This is a genomic window from Sphingobium nicotianae (assembly GCF_018603885.1).
Classification (GTDB): Bacteria; Pseudomonadota; Alphaproteobacteria; order Sphingomonadales; family Sphingomonadaceae; genus Sphingobium; species Sphingobium nicotianae.
Genome location: NZ_JAHGAW010000011.1, coordinates 189,790 through 207,556, shown reverse-complemented (window position 1 = coordinate 207,556; position 17,767 = coordinate 189,790). Strand labels below are relative to the sequence as shown.

The 17,767-nt window shown below is 62.8% G+C and carries 13 protein-coding genes and 2 pseudogenes; 11 read left to right on the top strand and 4 right to left on the bottom strand.

Annotated features, from left to right (window positions below; translation table 11 throughout):
* Positions 1–584: 584 nt before the first annotated feature.
* Both KK488_RS16850 and KK488_RS16845 read right to left on the bottom strand, forming a co-directional pair.
* Entirely contained in the window at positions 585–1,595 is a 1,011-nt protein-coding gene (locus KK488_RS16850; protein WP_214624859.1) for a polysaccharide deacetylase family protein, read from the bottom strand.
* Between the two features lie 126 nt (positions 1,596–1,721).
* A complete protein-coding gene (locus tag KK488_RS16845; RefSeq protein ID WP_214624858.1) occupies positions 1,722–2,474 on the bottom strand; it encodes an SDR family NAD(P)-dependent oxidoreductase in 753 nt (250 codons plus the stop codon).
* Between the two features lie 113 nt (positions 2,475–2,587).
* On the opposite strand from KK488_RS16845, the gene KK488_RS16840 reads away from it, so the two are divergent.
* The 11 genes and pseudogenes from KK488_RS16840 to KK488_RS16790 all read left to right on the top strand — a co-directional run bounded on the left by KK488_RS16840 (position 2,588) and on the right by KK488_RS16790 (position 15,247).
* Positions 2,588–3,496 (top strand): LysR substrate-binding domain-containing protein, encoded by a 909-nt coding sequence (locus KK488_RS16840; protein WP_214624857.1) that lies wholly within the window; start codon positions 2,588–2,590, stop codon positions 3,494–3,496.
* Between the two features lie 293 nt (positions 3,497–3,789).
* A complete protein-coding gene (locus KK488_RS16835) occupies positions 3,790–4,161 on the top strand; it encodes a DUF305 domain-containing protein (RefSeq protein ID WP_214624856.1) in 372 nt (123 codons plus the stop codon).
* A gap of 12 nt (positions 4,162–4,173) precedes the next feature.
* The gene (locus tag KK488_RS16830) at positions 4,174–5,604 is read left to right on the top strand and encodes a YncE family protein (RefSeq protein WP_214624855.1); all 1,431 of its coding nucleotides are present in this window, start codon (positions 4,174–4,176) and stop codon (positions 5,602–5,604) included.
* A gap of 14 nt (positions 5,605–5,618) precedes the next feature.
* Complete coding sequence (locus tag KK488_RS16825; protein WP_250890590.1) at positions 5,619–6,131, top strand: RNA polymerase sigma factor; 513 nt, start codon at positions 5,619–5,621, stop codon at positions 6,129–6,131.
* Positions 6,128–6,916, top strand: coding sequence for an anti-sigma factor family protein (locus KK488_RS16820; protein WP_214624853.1), 789 nt, complete (start codon positions 6,128–6,130; stop codon positions 6,914–6,916). The genes KK488_RS16825 and KK488_RS16820 overlap by 4 nt, the downstream gene beginning before the upstream one ends.
* 215 nt (positions 6,917–7,131) lie before the next feature.
* A pseudogene (locus KK488_RS16815) lies at positions 7,132–8,001 on the top strand (LysR substrate-binding domain-containing protein).
* Complete coding sequence (locus KK488_RS16810) at positions 7,998–9,140, top strand: TDT family transporter (RefSeq protein ID WP_214624852.1); 1,143 nt, start codon at positions 7,998–8,000, stop codon at positions 9,138–9,140. Before KK488_RS16815 ends, KK488_RS16810 begins: the two are co-directional and overlap by 4 nt.
* A gap of 13 nt (positions 9,141–9,153) precedes the next feature.
* On the top strand, positions 9,154–10,392 hold the full coding sequence (locus tag KK488_RS16805; protein WP_214624851.1) for a molybdopterin-dependent oxidoreductase: 1,239 nt from the start codon (positions 9,154–9,156) through the stop codon (positions 10,390–10,392).
* 11 nt (positions 10,393–10,403) lie between these two features.
* On the top strand, positions 10,404–10,874 hold the full coding sequence (locus KK488_RS16800; RefSeq protein WP_214624850.1) for a hypothetical protein: 471 nt from the start codon (positions 10,404–10,406) through the stop codon (positions 10,872–10,874).
* A 309-nt stretch (positions 10,875–11,183) separates the two neighbouring features.
* Positions 11,184–12,319 (top strand): annotated as a pseudogene (locus tag KK488_RS16795) (IS30 family transposase).
* A 480-nt stretch (positions 12,320–12,799) separates the two neighbouring features.
* Positions 12,800–15,247: a TonB-dependent receptor gene (locus tag KK488_RS16790; RefSeq protein ID WP_214624849.1), complete on the top strand. Its 2,448-nt coding sequence runs from the start codon at positions 12,800–12,802 to the stop codon at positions 15,245–15,247.
* Between the two features lie 59 nt (positions 15,248–15,306).
* On the opposite strand, the gene KK488_RS16785 is transcribed toward KK488_RS16790, so the two are convergent.
* Entirely contained in the window at positions 15,307–16,626 is a 1,320-nt protein-coding gene (locus tag KK488_RS16785; protein ID WP_250890588.1) for a sensor histidine kinase, read from the bottom strand.
* A 26-nt stretch (positions 16,627–16,652) separates the two neighbouring features.
* Entirely contained in the window at positions 16,653–17,330 is a 678-nt protein-coding gene (locus KK488_RS16780) for a response regulator transcription factor (RefSeq protein WP_214624847.1), read from the bottom strand.
* Positions 17,331–17,767 lie beyond the last annotated feature (437 nt).

Below are 17,767 nucleotides of genomic sequence, written 5' to 3'. Positions count from 1 at the left end.
TTCGCCCGCTCAGCCATGCCAGGACGATCTCGCCCGGATCGTGGAGGATCAAACCTCGTGTCGGACACAGAGACGTCCACCCCATAACGCCCGGCCGCGATCATGAAGGCTCGGACAAGGTGCCTCCCCGGCAGTCCGGTGACCTCGCAGACAACCATTGGCCAGCGGTGGAGGAGATACCAATGTCGAAATCAATTAGACAACAGTCCGGAATGTCTGCTTTTGAGCGGCGATGAAGGGGAAGCGGACGATCGTTCACGGTGTGCGCGAGGCCTGCTGCCGACCAAAGTGAGCCGTTCAGTACAAAGAGCCTAAAGGTCCGTTTCCGCAAAAAAGCGGACCTCCCTAGTTGGCGATTGCTCGGCGTTTCGCCGGGCGGCCCGCCAAACCTCAGGATTGCGCTGCCATGCTCCGCGCGACGTCGGCTGCCGATGACCAATTCACTCTCAGCGCGACGCTGGAGAAGATCGACAACAGCGCGCTCACGACACGGCTGCCGTCTTCGGTTGATTTGATAGGCTCGTCGTCGATGAGGAAGAACAGGCGCCCCTTTCACGCGGGGCGTCTGTTTTCTGCATGGAAATTTACGGCAGTCCGGTTTCAGCAGGCGGTCCGCGATGGACGATTGGGGTCTTCTGTCGCTGCTGAAGCGCCCAGCGGGCGATCTCGTCCTTGCGCGCGAACCACACGCCTTCATGGCTCTTGGCATAGGTGAAGAAACGATCCAGCACGCGGATGCGATTGGCGTGGCCGCTCAGGCGGTCGTGCATGCCGATCACCATCATTCGCCGCCTGGTCCCGGCCTCTTCGTAAAGCTGGTCGAACTCGTCGCGAAGCGCCTGTTCGTGGGCATGCGGGTCATAGCCCTGGAAAGGGAAGTTCATGTCGTTCATATGTAGCGTGTAGGGTACAATGGCGAAATCGCGGCCGCGCACCGGAATGATGAAGGGCTCGTCGCGGCTCGGCTCGTCGATGCTGTAGAGGAAGCCGAGGTCTTGCAGCGTCTCCGAGATGTTGACCGAGTTGCGGATGAAATAAGCGTTCCAGCCAATCGGCTGCACGCCGGTAATGCGACGGATGGTGTCGGCCGATTCCTTGATGAATGCTTTTTCCTGCTCGCGCGACATGTCGTAGGAGGCCGACCAGATCGTGCCATGCGCGCCCGGCTCGTGGCCGCGCCGCACGATCTCGCTCGCCAACTCGGGATGCTTCTCGATTGCCTCGCCGATCATAAAGGACGTCATCTTGATATCGTGCTTGTCGAACAGATCGAGCGCCCGCGGGATGCCCTCGTTCGGGCCATATTCGAAAAAGGCGTTCGTTACCTGGTCGGGGTAACCGGGCTTGATCGGCTCGGGCACGGCACCTCCGGCTCCTGAGACCGGCTGGCCGCCTCCTTCGAACATCAGGGAGATGCTGATCGCCAGCCGCGCCCCGTTGGGCCAGAACGTCCCCGGCTTGCCGGAGGTCGTGGTAGTCGTGTCAACGCCGCTGTGGGCAGCCGCCGCCGGGGGGACCATCGTGGCTAGAGCGCTGGTCGCGGCGACGCTGGCGAAGGTGCGACGGGTAAGCTGAATATCTTCCATTTTTGACATGTTGCTGTGTCCTACGCAAAGGTGATCGCCAGACGTGCATCTCGCGGGCGTTGAGCGATCATTGTAGCGCCCCGCGTCGGGGCAGCTGCCGACCGGCTGATCTCTTGGGCGGTCGGACCATCCAGTTCAGATCTGGGTGATGCCGCCGTCCACGAACAACTCGGCACCGTTGATGAAGCTCGCATCGTCCGATGCCAGGAAGAGCGTGGCCTTGGCGATCTCCTCGGGCTCGCCCACGCGGCCGACCGGGATCTGCGTGGCGAGATAGTCCTTGATGCCCTGCGCCTGTTTGCCGCCGCCGAATACGTCGGTCAGGCCGATCGTGTCGGTCGGCCCCGGGCTGACGACGTTCACGCGGATGTGACGGTCCTTGAGATCGAGGATCCAGCTGCGCGCCAGGTTGCGCACTGCAGCTTTGCTCGCGCCATAGACGCTGAACGCGGGCGTTCCCGAGGAACCGGCGTTGGAACTCATGAGGATGATCGAGCCGCCATCCTTTAATAGCGGCAATGCCTTCTGCACGGTGAAGATCGTGCCCTTCACGTTCGTGTCGAACGTCTGCTGATATTGCTCCTCGGTGATCGCGCCCAGCGGAAGCATCGTGCCGCCGCCGGCGTTCGCGATGATGACGTCGATTTGGGCGTGCTGCTGCTGGACGGCATCATAGACCCGGTCGATGTCGGCGAGCTTCGACATGTCGGCGCGCACGCCCGTGACCCGGCCGTCAATCTTCTTCACCGCGGCATCGAGGACCTCCTGACGGCGGCCGGTGATGAAGACCGCCGCGCCTTCCGCGACGAACGCCTTGGCAATAGCAAGGCCGATGCCACTGGTGCCGCCGGTGACGACGACCACCTTGCTCTTGAAACGATCTGTCATTGTACGTCTCCTGCATCTTCTGCGGCGGACTGCCGCTCGTTGGAGATGAAGCCGGGACGACGTTGCTTGTAGTCGGCGATTTTGGCACGTAGCGTTCCACGAAAGGAACGATGATGCGCGCCGACCTGAACGATCTTGCTTATTTCGCGGAAGTCGTCGGTCACGGCGGTTTCGCCGCGGCAGGTCGCGCGCTTCGTGAGCCCAAATCCAAGCTCAGCCGGCGGATCGCGGCGCTTGAGGAACGATTGGGGCTTCGTTTGATCGAGCGCTCGAGCCGGCGTTTCCGTGTGACCGAAACCGGTCAGGCCTTTTACGAGCGATGCCGCGCTATGCTTGCCGAGGCCGAGCAGGCCGAGGCGTTGGTGATGCAGGCGCAGGTTGAACCGCATGGCCGCATCCGGTTCAGCTGCCCGACCGGTATGGTCGCGCCTGTCTCGGACGTGGTGACATCCTTTCTCGCTCGATATCCTAAGGTACGGTTGCAGCTGATCGTTACGGACCGCGCCGTCGATCTTATCGAAGAGCGGATCGATCTGGCGTTGCGGGTGCGGGTGGATCTCGCCACAGATGCGGAACTCACGGTCCGGTCACTGGGCCGATCCGTCCGGATCCTCGTTGCCAGTCCCCAGCTTGCTAGTCAGATCGCCTCGGTGGAACAGCTCGCATCGCTGCCTGCACTGTCGACGGACGATGAGCATGACGTCGCAGGCTGGAATCTGGAGGCAACCGACGGTCGAAAGCAGATGCTTCGTGTAGAGCCCCGTCTCGGCTGCACGAATATTGATCAGCTACTCAGCGCCGCCGTTGCCGGTCTTGGCGTCGCACTGTTGCCCGACCGTGTCTGCCGCGCCATGCTGCAGTCGGGCAAGTTGGTACGAGTGCTGCCGGATTGGCACGCACAAGTTGGGAACGTGCACCTCGTATTCACGACACGGAGAGGTCTGCCACCTGCGGTCCGCGCACTGATCGACCACCTTGCTCGGGATTTTCCACCCGCCATTGCGGCAGGGCAAACCTCATAGGGAGTAGGCGTACGGCAGCTTTTCTCTCGCGGACTTTCGACAATACCGAAGCGCGTTCCCACCTGGCGCAGCTGTTGCCCACGAGCGGGGCTAGCCACCGAACGCCTCTTTCATCGCTTATGCTCGGTTCACAAAGGCGGGCGTCGCAGTCTGAATGGGCGGCGGCACGCAACGCGCACCCGAAGGTAGCGCTCGTTGACCAACCTTGATGATTTGCATCTTTTGCATTGCTCGATGGAATAAATTGATCGCGCGGGTGTCAAACGCTCATTCGTAATCGAATGAGGGCCAGCATGAACCGATCCAAATTCCTGTTCCCAGCAGCTTTGCTGGTCGCCTCGGCCGCGCAGGCGTCGGGGCTGCCATCCGAATTCGCCAGGGCAATGGGCGTCGCGATGGACCGCATGATGGCGGACATGCACGTGCCGGCCACCGGCAATGTCGACCGCGATTTCGTTAACATGATGATCCCGCACCATCAGGGCGCGATCGAAATGGCGGTGGCGGAGCTGCGCTATGGCTCCGACCCCAATCTCAAGCGCATCGCCCAGGAGATCATCGTCGATCAGCAGCAGGAGATCGCGGCGATGCGCCTCGCGATGGGCGACCCTCTGCCCCCGTCCGCGCCCGCTCCCACCCAGCAGCCCGGCCACGAAACCCCGTGAAGGAACATTGACATGAAGACCACGGCCCTATTCCTGGCACTTGCCACAGCAACCTCCCCCGCGCTCGCCCAGGATGCCGCGCAAGCGCCCTGGAACCGCAGCGTTCCGGCGAGCCATCTCGACCGCGTCTATGCCGCCGAGCAATTCTCGAACACCGTCTCGGTCACCGATCCGATCGATGGAAAGCTGCTCGGCGTGATCCGCCTGGGCGATCCTCAACCGGCCAATTTCAGCCCGCTCTACAAGGGCCAGGTGCTGGTCCACGGGCTTGGCTTCTCGCCCGATGGCAAGACGCTGGCGGTCGTCTCGATCGGATCGAACTCCGTGACCTTCATCGATACCGCCACCAACAGCGTCAAACACACGACCTATGTCGGCCGCAGCCCGCACGAGGCCTTCTTCACGCCGGACGGCAAGGAGGTCTGGGTGACGGTGCGCGGTGAGGACTATATCTCGGTGCTCGATCCGGCCACCTATGAAGAGACGGCAAGGCTCAAGACACCGGGTGGGCCAGGCATGACGATCTTCTCGCCCGACGGAAAATACGGCTATGTCTGCTCGTCGTTCAATCCTGAACTGGTCGTGTTCGACGTGGCTTCCCACAGCATCGTCGGCCGCGTCGCGCAGCCCAGCTCCTTCTGCCCCAACATCGCAGCAACGCCGGACGGTAAGCAGGTTTGGTATACGCTCAAAGACATTGGCAAGACGGTCGTGATCGACGCCAAGGCGCCCTTCGCCACGCTCAAGGTGATCGAGACCGGTCCGATCACCAACCACGTCAATTTCGCGCGGACGGCCAAGGGCCTTTTCGCTTATGTTACCGTCGGAGGTCTCGGCGAGGTGCAAGTGTTCCGGACGGACAACTATGAGAAGGTCGCAACCATCCCGGTCGGACGACTTCCGCACGGCGTCTGGCCATCGGGCGATGGTCGCCGCATCTTCGTCGGCCTTGAGAATGACGACGGCCTGGCGATAATCGACACCGTGACCAACAGACTTGTCGGCACCGTGCCGATCGGCCAGGCGCCCCAGGCCATCGGTTATGTCGCCAATGCGGTGCCACAGGGCGATGGACTTCAGAACCTGCAACCGCTCGGTGTCTCCGGCCAGACGACCAAGCTGGCGCTCGGCATGGGCGGCAAGGCGGTGACCAGCGTTACGCTCTTTGACCAGGGCCTGATCCAGATTCTGCAGGCCTCGGTGACGGGACTGATGCCCAAGCACCCCTATCAGCTCGTGCTTGCGGCCAATGCCGACGGCACCGGTGAGGTCGAGCCGCTCGCCAACTTCACGACCAATCCGGCGGGCTCGGCTATCGTCAATGCGACCGGCCCGATCAGGCAGGTGGTCCAGGCGGACGCACCGTCCAGCCGACGCTGGCTCGCGATCCGTGAAGGCACCGCCAACGCCCCGGGCATGCTCGTCCAGGTGCAGCAGCCCTGAGCGCCATGCAGGACATGATGCTCCTGGTTGAGCCGCTGATCCCCAGGCTGCGGCGCTATGCGCGCGTGCTGCTGCGCGACAGCGTGGCGGCGGACGATCTCGTGCAGGACTGTCTCGAGCGCGCGATCAGCCGCTGGCACCAGCGGCGTGCCGACGGCGATGCCCGGACCTGGCTGTTCACGATCCTGCACAATCTGGCGATGAACCGACTGCGCCAGACGGCGCGGCGCGGGCCGCACGTGCCGGTCGAGGACGCAAGTCCCGCAACGATCGCGCGCGCACCTGACCAGGAAGCGGGTATTCATCACCGCGACGTCATGCAGGCGCTCGATCGCCTGCCCGACGACCAGCGCGCGGTCCTGCTGCTCGTGACCATCGAGGAGCTGAGTTATGTCGACACGGCCAAGGCGCTGGGCGTACCGATCGGCACGGTCATGTCGCGGCTGTCGCGCGCGCGGGCTCGCCTGCGCGACGAGATTACGGGCCGTGACAAACCCGCCGCACCCTATCTGAGGAGAGTGAAATGAACGGCGGTCGCCCGATCACCGATGACGACCTCCAGGGCTATATCGACGATGCGATCGACAGCCGCCGTCGGGCGGAGGTCGAAGCGTATCTTGCCGACCATCCCCAGGTCGCCGAGCGGATCGCACTCGACCGGGCACTGCGCGGCGCGATGCGCGATGCGCTGGGGCCGATTGCGGACGAACCGGTGCCGGCGGAGCTCAACCTCAGCCGCCTGATCGATCGTCACCAGCGCCAGCGACGAAATTGGCGCAGCGGCCCCTGGCAGGTGGCTGCCGCGCTACTGCTGATGGTCATGGGCGGCGTGGGAGGCTGGGGCCTGCGCTCGGCGCAGGAGCCTCCGCGCGCGGGCATCGCTGCGCTCGCCCAGGAAGCCACGGACAGCTATGCGGTCTACGCGCCCGATATGGGCCGGCCGGTGGAAATCAAGGCGGCCGACGCGCCGCAGCTGATCCAATGGGCTTCGCGCCGCCTGGAACGCCCGGTGTCAATCCCCGATCTGTCGGGCGCGGGATACAGCTTCATCGGCGGTCGCGTCGTACCGACGCCGCATGGCCCGGCGGTGCTCTATATGTTCGACAACGGCAAGGGCACGCGGCTGACCATGCTGTCGCGCAACATGGCGATCGATCGCGACACGCCGATGAAGCTGGGCAATGCCGGGCGCGTGACGTCGGTGAGCTGGTCGCGCGATGGGCTCGGGTTCAGCCTGGTCGGGCCGCTCGGCGAGGCCGAGCTCCATCCCATCGCGGACGTCGCCAGGGCACAATTCAACCAGGCGATTTAGTTGGTTCGACGGGAATAGACGCTGCAGGGAGCGGAACCGAGGACAGCGCCTCGCGAGGCGCCCAAAACGGCGGCTCGTGCATGCGGGACATCGGAGGGTCCTAAAACACTGGCCGACAGACCATGATCAATCACAAATTACGATTGAAATCATAATAACAATCGCATGGACCGATGGATCATGATGGCGCATCAACGCTCCTGGAGGTCCAACCCATGACCCTTGAACAGCTTCGCATCTTCGTCGGCGTCGCCGAACGCCAGCATGTCACCCGCGCCGCCGAGGCGCTGAATGTCACCCAATCGGCCGCCAGCGCCGCGATCGCCACGCTGGAAGCGCGCCACGGCGTGCCGCTGTTCAACCGGGTCGGCCGCGGCATCGAGTTGACCGAGGCGGGCCGCATGCTCCTCGACGAGGCACGGGCGGTCCTCGGGCGCGCGGCGAGTGCTGAACAGGCACTGGCCGACTATGCCGGGCTCAAGCGCGGGACGTTGCGGCTCGTCGCCAGCCAGACCATCGCCAGCTACTGGCTTCCCCCAAGGCTGGCGACCTTTCACGATCGCTACCCGGCCATCACCGTCGAGCTCGCGATCGACAATAGCGAGGGCGCCGCCGCGCGCGTCCTGAGCGGCGCGGCGGAATTGGGCTTCGTGGAAGGCATGATCGACGAACCCGTTCTCGCGCACTGGCCCATCGCCAGCGACCAGATGGTACTGGTCGGACGCGAGGCGGTGGAGGTGGTCGACGAGGCTTGGATGCGCCAGGCGCGATGAATCGTCCGCGAGCAGGGATCGGGCACACGCTCATCCTTCGAGGAGGCGCTGCGCCGCGACGGCGTCGATCCGGCAACGCTGACGATCGCGATGACGCTGCCGTCGAATGAAGCCGTTCGCACCGCAGTCGAAGCGGGCGCAGGCGTCGCAGTCCTGTCCGAGCTGGTAGTCGCGTCGGCACTGGCCGCCGGTACGCTGCATGTGCTGCCCCTCGACCTGCCGGCCAGACGCTTCCACGCGCTGCGCCATAAGGAGCGCTATCGCACCCGCGCCGCCGATGCGCTCACCGATCTGGTCAAGGAGCTGGCATGATGGCCTCGCTGCCTTCCACGACGCGCGGCCTGCTGGGCTTCGAAAACGCTCGGGAGATCATCCGCCAGTTCACGCCCAACTGGTTCGCCGCGACCATGGGCACGGGCATCCTGGCGCTGGCCCTGCCCCAGCTTCCGAACATCGGCCCAGCGCTCGCGCCCCTCGGCGAGGCATTGTGGCTGTTCAACATCGCTTTGTTTTGCCTGTTCGGCGGCCTCTATGGTGTGCGCTGGATCCTCTTCACGAACGAGGCACGCCGCATATTCGGACATGAGAGCATGTCGATGTTCCTAGGCACGATCCCGATGGGCCTCGCGACGATCATCAATGGCTTCGTGGCGTTCGGGCTGCCGCGCTTCGGCGACGGCGTCCTGCCGGTTGCCCATGCCTTGTGGTGGATCGACGTGGCGATGGCGCTCGCCTGCGGGGTGCTGATCCCCTATTTCATGTTCACGCGTCACGCCCATGCGCTCGAGCGGATGACGGCGATCTGGCTGCTGCCGGTCGTTGCAGCCGAGGTGGCGGGCGCGAGTGGCGGCCTGCTCGTGCCGCACCTCGACACCGCCGCAAGCCAGATCACGGTACTCGTGACCGGCTATGTGTTGTGGGCCTATTCGGTCCCCGTCGCCTTCGCCATCCTGACGATCCTGATGCTGCGCCTGGCGCTGCACCGGCTGCCACATGAGAGCATGGCCGCCTCCTGCTGGCTGGCACTCGGGCCGATCGGAACCGGCGCACTCGGTCTGCTCGTGCTGGGCAGCGATGCGCCTGAGATCTTCTCCGCCCATGGCTTGGCGCAGCTCGGCGCCGTGGCCGCGGGCCTCGGCGTGATCGGGGGGCTGATGATCTGGGGCTATGGCCTGTGGTGGCTGGCGCTCGCGGCGCTGATCACCGCCCGTTACTGGCGTAAAGGCATCCCGTTCAATCTGGGTTGGTGGGGCTACACCTTCCCGTTCGGCGTCTACACCGTTGCGAGCTTCAGGCTGGGCACGGCGCTTCATCTCGCCTTCTTCGGCGGGGTCGGCGCACTTCTCACGATCGTCCTGTTCGCAATGTGGATTCTGGTTGCCGGCAAGACCCTCTCCGGCGCCTGGAGCGGTCGCCTGTTTCACTCACCCTGCATCGCCAGCGCCGCCTGAAAAGGAGCATGCCGTGGATCGTTTTGACACCCTCCTCGCCCACGCCACCAGCCGTCGCCGATTACTCGGCGGGATCGGCATAGGCAGCGCCGCGGCGTTCGCCGGCCCTGGCTTGGCCGAGACCCTCGCCAATCTGGCCCTGCCCGGCGGGCCGTCCGAGCGCCCGATCACGAACGCCTTCCCCGGCAAGGGCAGCATGATCCTCCAGCGCATCCATCCGCCGCTGCTCGAGACGCCGATCGAAGTGTTCGACCAGGACGTCTTCACGCCCAATGACCGCTTCTTCGTGCGCTGGCACTGGGCGGAAATCCCGACATCGATCGATGCCACGACCTATCGGCTGACGGTGCGAGGGCATGTCGCCCGCCAACTGTCGATCAGCCTGGAAGAATTGCTGCGCCTGCCTCGTGTCGAGATGGCCGCAGTGAATCAATGTTCTGGCAATTCGCGCGGCCTGTTCGAGCCGCGCGTGCCGGGCGCGCAATGGCGCCATGGCGCGATGGGCAATGCGAAATGGCTCGGCGTGCGGCTGCGTGACCTGCTCGACCTCGCGGGAATCAAGCCGGGTGCGGTCACGGTCCGCTTCGGCGCACTCGACCAGCCCGTCGTCGCCGGTGCGCCGGATTTCGGAAAGTCGCTTGGCATCGATCACGCCCGCGACGGCGACGTGATGATCGCCTTCGGCATGAACGGCGAGCAGTTGCCTTTGCTCAACGGCTTTCCGATCCGCCTGATCGTGCCGGGCTGGTATTCGACCTATTGGGTCAAGATGCTCAACGACATCGAGGTGCTGCCCGGCCCGGACGACGAGTATTGGATGGCCAAGGCCTATAAAGTGCCGGCGACGCCCGGCGCCAATGTCGCGCCGGGCGCGAAGAATTATCCGGCGGTACCGATCAGCCGGATGGTGCCGCGATCCTGGATCACCAGCCTGTCGGAGGACCAGACGATTGCCTTCGAGGCCGCAATCCCCTTGGGCGGGATTGCGATGGGCGGCGACGCGGGGGTCGCCCGGGTCGACGTCTCCGCCGACGGCGGACACACCTGGTATAAAAGTGTGCTTGGCCCCGATCAGGGCAAATATAGTTTCCGGCGGTGGGACGCACGCGTGCCGCTACCCCGCCGGGGCCGCGTCGCCCTCATGTCGCGCTGCACCAGCACGTCTGGCGTCACACAACCAATGAAGCCGATCTGGAATCCCGGCGGGTTCATGCGCGCCAATGTCGAAACCACCCACATCATTGCCGCGTGAGGAGAGCGACCGTGACGACGCCATCTTTCGGAACCCTGTCTTTCGGTATCGTCGGCCTTGCGGCGCTAGTCTTGGTGGCGATCGGTCCGCCGGGCCCGCGTCCGGTCCGAACCGATCCCGTCGCAGCCAGCCCGCCACCGGGCGTCAGCGCGGGTGGCTTCACCATCAGTTCGACTTCGGTCGACCTGCCGATCGATGACGGAGTCTATCCCGATGGCCCGCACGCCGATGTCATCAACGCCAACTGCACGTCCTGCCATTCGGCGAGCATGGCTCTCACCCAGCCACGGCTCTCCGCCGAGCAATGGATGGCAATCGTCAAGAAGATGCGCGAAACCTACAAGGCACCCGTCGTCGAAACCGATGTTCCGGCTATCGCCGCCTATCTTACCGCCATGAGCGGCAGGCTTGGGCGGGGATCGCTCGATGACGCCTCAGGCCATACGTCATCGCAGCCCGCTGGCAAGGACGTGACCGGCTGAACTGATCGAGCTCGTTCATAATCACAACCTCAAATCTGGGCCATAGGTGCTGACGGTGAACACAACGGCACACCACGGTCAATCGACGCCCGCATCCAGACGAGGCTCAAAGGGCCTGCTCTCGCCAAGAGCGGCCATTCAATCATAGCCTCGCGAACGACAGCTTTGTCCCAGATTTCGCCGTCGCTGCTGGGATTAACAATCGGCTGCTTTCGGGGTGCTCATGGGGCGGCCTGAATGTCCGAGATTAGGGGGCGGGTTCAATGGGTCATCGCAACACCTTAATCTGAGGGGATGAGGAGGTGAGCGATGGTAACGTCACGGATCTGGTTCACGGCTTCGCAGAAGGTTGAGCTGGGAGCGCTGGAAGCAGGGCCAGAGCATATCGGCCATTTCGCGGGCGCTGGAACGGCGCAACAAGACGGGTGTGCAGCGGATCGTGGCCCTGCATGGCGGGATTGCTCCTCAGCCACGGCATCGTTAGTCTTGGCGCTGAGGCTTGAGGAACGCGAGGAGATATCTCGCGGGATCGCAGCGGGTCGATCGATCAGAGCTATTGCACGGGCGCTCGGGCGTTCGCCTTCGACGATCTGCCGGGAGATCGCTCGCAACGGCGGCTTGCGGACCTATCGCGCAGCGCGGGCGGACAAGCAGGCCTGGGAGCGAGCCCTGCGTCCGAAGCGGTGTCGCCTGGCGCTGCATGGGCGGCTACGCTGGCGCGTGGCGCAGAAGCTGGCGCTTGAGTGGTCGCCGCAGCAGATTGCGGGCTGGTTGAAGCGGCAGTATCCAGACGACCCAGACATGCAGATATCCCACGAAGCGATCTATCGCAGCCTCTTCATCCAGGCGCGCGGGGTGCTCAAGAAGGAGCTCATGGCGCACTTGCGTACCCGGCGGCAGATGCGCCCGGCCAAAGGTGCAAAGACCAGTCGTGGACACGGGCAGATCGTCGATATGGTTTCGATCCGCGAGCGCCCGGCCGAAGCCGAAGATCGCGCTGTTCCGGGTCATTGGGAGGGCGACATGCTTACCGGGGCCAACGACACACACATCGCTACGCTGGTCGAGCGGCACAGCCGGTTCACGATGCTCGTGAAGTTGAAGAGGAAGGACTCGGCAACCGTCGTGGCCGCGCTCGCCCAGCAGATCGGTAAGCTACCTGCAGAACTGCGACGCTCGCTGACCTGGGATCAGGGCAAGGCCACGAGTGCTTCACCATGGCCACCAATATCCAGGTCTACTTCTGCGATCCGCGCAGTCCCTGGCAGCGCGGTAGCAACGAGAACACCAACGGCCTTCTGCGCCAATACTTCCCGCGCGGAACCGATCTATCCCGCTTCTCTCAGAGCCAGCTCAACGCCATCGCCCTCAGGCTCAATCAGCGGCCGCGCAAAACCTTGGACTTTGAAACACCCACCGATAGATTACGGGCAGTGTTGCGATGACCCGTTGAACCCGCCGTCGGTAGGGGCCGCTGGCCCTAATGGAGTCCACGAACAAGGTCCCATTCTGCTTGTCGGGCGATGGTACCTCGACGGCATCAACCGCGCGTCAGGGCCGAGGCGGATTACACGAATGCCCAAGAATGCAACTTGCCCATGCTTAACCCGAGCTCGTCGCAAGCTTCGCGCACAACGATACCGCCCGTCGCATCAACGCCGGAATCTCAAAAAACGCTTGGCTGAAAGAAGGCTGCGACGATCGGCGCGCGCATTCCATCAACCTGTTTTGTTTTTTGCCTTGGCTACCGGAATTGGACAGCCTGCGTGGTCCTGATCCTCCTTTGATTCAAAGTCCTTGCCGCGAAAATGAAATGAACATGAAAATCGCTCTCGGGAGCTGTCCCAAAACTGAAATGCGATTGTCTTGATCTGGACATACTAGCCCTTTCGACGGATTTTTATCCTAAAAAGGGGTTTAGTATCATGAATTTAAATATTTCCCGCACGATGCTGCTTGCTGGCGGCGCGCTGGCCGGACTCACTGCCGCCCCTATATTTGCGCAGGCGCCTGCTTCTTCGGATCAATCGGCCGAAGACGGGTTGGCGCCCGACTCGCATTCGGGGCTGAAGGAGATTGTTGTCACCGCCACCAGGCGCGAAACCAATCTGCAGAAGACCCCCATCGCGATCTCGGTTGTGGATGACGCTGTCATCCAGGATCGACACGTCGGCAGCCTGATCGATCTTGCCGACGGCGGCGTTCCCTCGCTTCGGGTCGCGACGTTCGAGGCGCGCCAGTCCGCGCTGACTGTGGGCATCCGCGGCATTGTGCCTTTCGACCAGAACCAGACGGCTCGCGATACCGGCGTCGGCGTCTATGTCGACGGCGTCTATCTGGGCCGCTCACAGGGCCTCAACGCCGCTCTGTTCGACGTCGAGCGCATCGAGGTACTTAAGGGTCCGCAGGGCTCCCTGTTCGGCCGTAATACGGAAGGCGGCGCGCTGAGCATCGTGACGAAAGCGCCGACAGGTGAATTTGGAGGCCGCGTCAGTGCCGGCGCCGGCAATTATGGCAGCCATGAAGTGCAGGGTCATATCGACCTGCCTGAATTTCAGCACATCGCAATCAAGCTGGATGGCGTGGAGCAGCATCAGGACCCGACGGTCAAGAACCCGCTCGCGGGCCAGGCCGGCTGGAACCAGTATGAGCGCGTCGGTGGTCGGATCTCGGCAAAATGGACGCCCATAGAGGGCTTCTCCGCGCTCGTCTCGTATGACAAGGCGAGAGATGAGAACACGCCGAACTATAGCCAGCTGATCACCTATAACCCCAACAACAAGACCATCGGGATCTACGATCCGATCACCCTCAAGCTGGTCGCGCCAGGGAGCCCTGCCGGGACAAGCGTCGCCTGCTCGACCTGCATCGCGCCTCTTTCGCCGCTGGTCTATGTCAGTGGGAGCAATCGCCAGTCGGTGGCCGAGATCGGCGTCCCGCAGCAGGTCAGCGTCGATCGTACCGAAGGCACGTCGGCCACGCTCAAATATGAGCTGACGCCGCATATCGAACTGCGGTCCATCACGGCGTGGCGGACGGTCTCAACCGACCAGTGGGACAATTCGGGCGGTGCACACCGCACGATCTTCGCCCCCAATGCCCTCTTCAGCCGTTATAGCCTCTCGTTCCTCAACCAGCGCCAGTTCAGCCAGGAACTCCAGCTAGTCGGGAGCATTCCACAGGTCGATTTCGTCCTCGGCGGCTATTATTTCAACGAGGGCGCCCAGGAGCAGGCCGCAACGCCGGCTTCGAACAAGTGGAACGTCGACGGGACTGGCTATACGATCCAGAGCGAAACGGTCGTGGGTCCGGTTACCTCGAGCAATCAGGGCTGGGCAATCGGTCAGCAGTTCCTGCAGCGCGCCAGCCGGGCCTTTGCCAAGAGCTATGCTGCGTTCGGCCAGGCGACGTTCACGCCCGCCGGCTTCGACATGCTCCACCTGACGCTGGGCGGCCGCTACACCAACGACAAGCGCAATGGTCTTCTCTACCTGGTTTCGGGCGTCGCAACGAACTATCAGTTCGATTTCAGCAACAGCCGCTTCGACCCGCTGGTCGTGCTTGCGCTGGACGCGACTCCGACCGTCAACCTCTACGCCAAATATTCGACCGGTTATCGCGCCGGCGGCGCCAACGACCGGTCCCACAATTTCCTCGCTTTTGGCCCTGAAGCGGTCAAATCATACGAGGTGGGCGCAAAAATGGATCTGCTCGACCATCATGTCAGGCTCAACCTGGCCGGCTACATCATGGATCGCACTGGCACGCAGACCGACTTCGACAATGTCGACACCAACCCGTTCCTGCCGGGCACGACGACGCCGAACCCCACTTTCAACCTCCATACCGAGGACACTGGCAATGCCCCCGGAGTCTCGAAGATTCGCGGCATCGAAGCGGAACTGACGGCGCGCGTGACAGACGATCTGACCGTGGGCGCATCCTATGCCTATACCTACACCAAGGTGCCAGCGACGTTGAACACGCTGCTCACACCGCCCGTACTCTACCAGGTCTATGTGGTTTACACGCCGCGTAACGCCGCCTCGGCCTATGCCGATTACAACGTGCCGGTGATGGGCAACGGGAGCAAGTTGAAGTTCCATCTCGATGCCAACTATGCGGAATCGCAGTACAGCTTCCAGAATGAAGCGGTGAAGGCCGACGCTAGCTTTATCGTGAATGCCAGCATCGCGCTGGCGAAAATCCCCCTCACCAGCAGCACGAAGGGCACGCTTTCGTTCTGGGCCCGGAACCTGTTGGACGCGACATATATTTACCGCCGATCGGCCGCCAACGCCAACAGCCTGGGCGACTATGGCAATTTCAATCCGCCGCGGACATGGGGTCTACAAGGCACCATCGAGTTCTGACGATGGTTGGTCACTGATGAGCAACGCAAATGGCGCAGATCCGACGATCTGCGCCATTTTCATGAGTGGCTGCGCGGCAAGTCGATCGTCACCTTGAGGCCTGGCCGTGCGTCATCGAGCGTCAGCGTTCCGCCGTGCAGCCGGACGATGGCATCCACGAGCGGCAGGCCCAGTCCGTGTCCGCGCGCCGTCTGGCTGCGATCCAGGCGCCCGAATGGTCGCATGACCAGCGCGCGTTGGTCGGCCGGAATGCCGGGACCGTCATCCTGTACGATCAAGATCGATCGGCCAGACAATGCGTTGACCGACATCGCCACGCCTGTGCCGAGCGGTGTGTGGCGCAAGCCATTTTCGACGAGATTGAGCAGCATTTGGGAGAGTAATCGATGATCGCCGGTCAGCCAGGCATCATCGCATCGGCCAACACCGAGCCGCTTCCCGGCATCTTCCGCGACGGGCTGCATCATGTCCGCAACCTCCATGACAAGGGCGCCAAGGTGAACAGGTTGAAAGGCGGCTCGCCTCGATCCGCTTTCGATCTCCGCAATACGCAGCATGGCTCTGAACATGCCGAGCAAATCGTCGGCCTGTTTCGTTGCCTCGATCAGTTGCTCCCTGATCGGCAGCGCATTGGCCTGTTGCTCGAGGAGCGCAAGTTCGTTGCGCAATTTTGCCAGCGGCGTGCGCAGCTCGTGAGAGATGTTGTTCGAGACGTTGCGCATTTCCGCCAGCAGATGGCAAATCCAGTCCAGCATCCGGTTGAACGCCGCAGCTTGCTGGTCGAACTCCCCACCATCGCCGCTCAGCGGAACACGCTGGGTGAGGTCGCCTTCAATGATCGAATCGACGGTCTGCCGCATTTCCACGATGCGCTGGCCGATCAGGCGCCGGAACTGCAACAGGCCGGCGAGGATCACGACAACGATCGCCCCGAAGGCGATCATATAGATGTGAAGCCGCGCGGCAAAATAATGATCTATCGGCTCGGTCTCAGCGAACACGGCAAGGTGCATGTCATTGCCGATGTCGCGCACAAAGGCGCGTCCCGAGGTCAATCCCTCGATTTGATCACGCCGATCAAGAGAAGAAAAACCAAGCGGAAGGTTGCGCGCAAGCGCAACGTTTCCGGCAAGATGATCGCCCTGTCTATTGGTGAGCAACAGTCCGAGGTCGCCGGTATCACGGCGGTTGCCGAGATCCTCGATGCGCCGCTCTAGCACCGGGCGCGTGACCGGGACGCCCGGCGGCGCCAGCGCATGGCTCTCGGACTCGATGCGCTGGTCCACCAGAGCGTCTATCGTCGACAGGGTCACGAAGAACGTGCCGAGACCGGCAAGGATCGTGACAGCCAGTAACAGACTCAGAAACAGGACCGTCAAACCCTGCAGTGACTTTGGTCGTCCGATCATTCCCTGATCAGATAGCCGATGCCGCGGTGCGTACTGATCGGGTCGTCACCATATTGCGTAAGTTTGAGCCGGAGCCGGCGAATATGCGCCTCGACGATGTTGGTCGTCGGAACGAAATCATAACCCCAGACCTGTTCAATCAGCATCGGCCGGGTGACGATGGCTCCGGCGTGACGGACAAGCGCAAAGAGCAAATTGAATTCTGTCCGCGCAAGATCCAGCGCATGGCCTTTGCGCCATGCCCGAAAGCGCGATGGACTGATCACGATGTCGCCGGCGCCAATTGTGTCGGTGGTATCATTACTAGCACGCCGCGCGCGGACGAGTGCGTTCAATCTGGCATTGAGCTCCAGACCATCCACGGGCTTGACCACATAATCGTCGGCCCCCGCGTCGAGACCTTCGACTTTGTCGAACGTCTGGCCGAGCGCCGTCAGCATCAGGATCGGCACATTCATGCCGCCGCCGCGAAGTTGCCGAACCACCGCAAGACCATCAAGCGTGGGCAACATCCAGTCCAGGATGATGATGTCGAACGCGTTGCCGGCTATGAAGGCGAGAGCCTTTCGCCCATCATCGGCAGTGACGACAGCGTGGCCGAACTGGGAGAGCTGGGCAACGAGCTGCTTGGCCAGTTGCAGGTCGTCTTCGACCAGAAGGATTTGGAGTGTCATAGGGACCTGATCGCTAGTTGGTCATTCGTGACCGAAATCGGATCCCCCGCCGACTCCAATTGCAGCGCATATCACCGATGATGCGCCTCCTCCAGCTTGGCTGGTCAGTCAGAATGCTGGATTCTGCAACACCCTCGTTCGATCGTGCGAGCGACCCAAGGCGGATCATTGGCCTTTGGTTTGTACGCGTGCTTGAATGTCTTGGTTACGGCGGCGCCGACTCTGCATGAGGCGGATCGCGCGAAGCCTGTGATGAGGACTATCGTTCCGAGAGCGCCGAGCTCCGCTTTCCGTATTCGGCATACCCCTTTTGCTAAACGAACCGGTGGCAGTACTCGAGCGTCGGACGGTCTGTAACGAATGACCCACTCTAGGGCCATGGCGTCCGATAGCTGGGAACTGAAGGGAATACCGGTTTGCCGCCTTTCCCGATCTGG